The sequence below is a fragment of the Streptococcus suis genome, from assembly GCF_024509555.1.
GTDB lineage: Bacteria > Bacillota > Bacilli > Lactobacillales > Streptococcaceae > Streptococcus > Streptococcus suis_AD.
Genome location: NZ_JAMWEL010000061.1, coordinates 1 through 471, shown reverse-complemented (window position 1 = coordinate 471; position 471 = coordinate 1). Strand labels below are relative to the sequence as shown.

The 471-nt window shown below is 67.3% G+C and carries 1 protein-coding gene; it reads left to right on the top strand.

The window, feature by feature from the left end:
• Positions 1-471, top strand: a 471-nt coding sequence (locus NF418_RS10335) for an Hpt domain-containing protein (protein WP_256779537.1), incomplete at both ends; no start/stop codon positions are given.

Sequence of the window (471 nt, the reverse complement as noted above, 5' to 3'; positions counted from 1 at the left end):
ATCAAGGGGACCTGCGGCTTTCTGGGATTGCCGCGGCTGGAAGCGCTGGCCCATGCCGGCGAGACGCTGATGGGCAAATTCCGCGACGGCATGCCGGTCACCGGCGAAGCCGTCAGCCTGATTCTTGCGAGCATCGACCGCATCAAGGAAATTCTCGCCGGACTTGAGGCGACCGAGGCCGAGCCGCAAGGCTCCGATCAGGATCTGATCGTCAAATTGCACGAGATGGTCGAGCACGGGATGGCGGCGATGTCAGGCTCGGCGCAGCCGATGCCGTCAGCGTCGGCGCAGCCGATCGTGTCCGCGTCGGCTCCGCCGATCGCGTCCGCGTCGCCGGCTCCGGCGGCGCCTGCAACCCCCGTTTCCGCCGCACCGGCGATCGCGCAAGGCACCCTGGTGCCGCAGATACTGGAACGCGAACTGCGTCCGGGTGAAGTATCGCTCGATGAGCTGGAGCGCGCCTTCCGGGAG